The organism is Lutibacter sp. (assembly GCF_041596795.1).
In the GTDB taxonomy this organism is placed as follows: domain Bacteria; phylum Bacteroidota; class Bacteroidia; order Flavobacteriales; family Flavobacteriaceae; genus Lutibacter.
The window spans coordinates 1-2,176 of sequence record NZ_JBFHHX010000263.1 but is presented as its reverse complement, the minus strand read 5'-3'; the positions used below and the strand labels follow the sequence as shown (position 1 = coordinate 2,176).

The window sequence follows — 2,176 nt, the reverse complement described above, 5'->3', positions numbered from 1 at the left end:
GAAGAATTGATATTGAAGTTTGCTAACTTCTTAAAAGATACAATATAATGGAATTGGAGCAATTACAGGCGGCTATTAAAGCCCACGATTTAGAATTGGTTATTGGACTGGAAACTCACGTTCGATTAAATACTAAAACCAAGTTATTTTGTTCTTGTCCAAATCAAGAAATTGAAACACCAAACCAAAACATTTGTTCGGTTTGTACTGGTCAAATGGGTGTTTTACCAGCATTGAATAAAGAAGCAATTACAAAAGCCATCTATTTTGGTAAAGCGGTAGATTCTTCATTTTCTAATGAAGTAATCTCTTGGGATAGAAAACATTACGAATATCCTGATAACCCGAAAAACATACAAATTACACAATATCACAATCCTATAATTCCGGACGGACAAGTTTCTTGTTACCGAAATGATGGTTCTCAGTTTACGGTTAATTTAACGCAAGTGCATATAGAAGAAGATGCGGCAAAATTAATGCACGAAAAGAAAGTTTCTTTGGTTGATTTTAACAAAGCCGGAGTTCCTTTAATAGAAATTGTTACTGAACCTTGCATTAGAAATATTGAAGATGCCTCCATTTATGCACAGTACATTCAGCGTATTGTGCAAAACTTAGGAATTTCAGAAGCAAATCTTGAAAAAGGTGAATTTAAATCGGATGTTTCGGTTTCGCTTCGTAAAAAAAGAAGCTACGATTTAAATCCTAGAACTGAAATAAAAAACTTGAATTCATTCAAGTTTATGGTAGAAGCTTTAAAAGAAGAAATTGAAAAACAATTCAACTATTATGTTGAACATAAAGAATTTAGACCAGATCAAACCACTGTTTTATGGGATGCCGATTTAAAGCAAACTAAAACAATGCGTAAAAAGGAATTTGAAGCCGATTATCGTTTTATTTCGGAGCCAGATTTACCTTTTGTAAACATAAAAGATGTTGTAAATGTTATAAAAGTTGACAATAGTGCATTGCCGTATGCGGTTGAATCTATTTTAATTAAAGGCGGGGTTTTACCACAAGATGCTAAGTTTTTTACGGCAGATGCTGATCGTTCTAAAACATTTATGGCGATAAATAATGTACTGAAAGACCCATCATTTGTAGCTAAAACCTTGGTAAATAATTTAAGTGCCGATGAATATTCAAAAATTAAAAATATTGAGCATTTAATAGAAATTTTCCAATTATTTAAAGCTGAAAAAATTACAGTTGTTTTAGTTCAAAATGCCATTACTGCCTATTTAAAAGATAGAACTTTTGATTACAATAAATATTTTGAAGAAAATACCATTTCAGAGACTCAAATTAAAAATGCTATTGATAAAGTAATTTCAGAAAATGAAGCCATTGCCAATGAAATTAAAGCCGGAAACCAAGGAAAAGCTGGTATTTTAGTTGGTAAAATAATTACAATAATTGGAAAAGGAGCATCAGGAAAAGTAATAAGAGAAGGTATTTTAGCTGCTTTAGGTGCTGATGAAATGCAAGCTTCAAAAAATGAAGCTCAAAAATCAAAAACAGAAAGCGCAACTACTTCATCCAAAGAACAAGAAGAAGTATTGCCAGAAATTCCTATTGTTATAAAAGAGAGGTACAGAACGCATTTAACTTCTAGTTTATCAGAAAAAAACATCAACGAAAAAATATCTTTGGCTGGTTGGGTTGCAAGTGTTCGTGACCACGGTGAATTAATCTTTATTGATTTACGTGATTCTAGTGCAGAAATTTTTCAGGTTCGTTTAAGCAGAGAATCGTTTCCTAATTTAGATGAATTGGTAAAATTAAAACCAGAATCTGTAATTATGGTTACTGGTGTTGTGGTACAACGTAATGCCGATGATTATAATGCGGTTTTACGTACTGGTGAAATTGAATTAGAAACTTCGGAATTAGAAATTTTGAATCTTTCTAAAACATTACCTTTTGAAATAAAAAGAGCGACAAAAACCAGTGAAAATGTTCGTTTTCAATATAAGTTTTTAGATCATAGAAATGATGATGTTAGACGCGTTATTGTAAACCGCCATAAAGTTATTAAATTATTACGTGATGTTTTAGATGCAGAGAATTTCTTAGAAATTGAAACACCAATTTTAAGTGCAGGAACCGATGAAGGCGCACGTGAGTTTATTGTTCCAACACGTAAACAACCAGGATTCTTTTACACGTT

At 31.8% G+C, this 2,176-nt stretch carries 1 protein-coding gene; it reads left to right on the top strand.

Annotated elements, in window-relative coordinates:
• Nucleotides 1–47: 47 nt before the first annotated feature.
• Nucleotides 48–2,176: Asp-tRNA(Asn)/Glu-tRNA(Gln) amidotransferase subunit GatB (gene gatB, locus ABY298_RS16130; RefSeq protein ID WP_372747064.1), on the top strand; the 2,129-nt coding region annotated here is incomplete at its 3' end.